2 protein-coding genes are annotated in these 536 nt (G+C 56.5%); both read left to right on the forward strand.

Annotation, left to right across the window (positions count from 1 at the left end; all coding sequences use genetic code 11):
- Nucleotides 1-15 precede the first annotated feature (15 nt).
- Entirely contained in the window at nt 16-81 is a 66-nt protein-coding gene (locus ACR0E6_RS22990; protein ID WP_480587784.1) for a hypothetical protein, read from the forward strand.
- A gap of 74 nt (nt 82-155) precedes the next feature.
- A partial coding sequence (locus ACR0E6_RS22995; protein ID WP_480587780.1) for an SDR family NAD(P)-dependent oxidoreductase occupies nt 156-536 on the forward strand: 381 nt, incomplete at its 3' end.

The following is a 536-nucleotide window of genomic DNA, read 5'->3' on the forward strand; positions in this document are numbered from 1 at the left end:
GGCGAGAATTTCGATATGAGCGAAGTGGGTGTCTACCACGTGGCCGATGGTAAAATTGTGAGGGAAGAGTTCTTTTACTAGGGCCTGTTGAATTCTGGTCTTCTCAGTCTGGCTGGTGCTAGACATGCGGGCAACAACAGACAGAGGGGATCAGAATGGATCTGGGAATTCGCGGCAAACGTGCGTTGGTGTGTGCCAGCAGTAAGGGGCTTGGGCTGGGCTGTGCCGAGGCGTTGGCTGAAGCAGGCGTTGATCTGTTGATGAATGCGCGCGGTGCTGAGGCACTTGAAGCTGAAGCGGCGCGGTTGCGTGCGGATCATGGCGTTGTGGTTGAGACGGTGGCCTGTGATGTGACCTCGGCCGAAGGTCAGGCGCAAGTGATCGAGGCAGCACAGGGTATTGATATTCTTGTCACAAATGCGGGCGGGCCGCCTCCGGGTTTGTGGTCGGACTGGGATCGTGAGGATTTCATCAAGGCACTGGATTCCAACATGCTGACGCCGATCGCTTTCATGAAAGCGCTACTGCCGGGGATG

The organism is Ruegeria sp. AP12 (assembly GCF_056540025.1).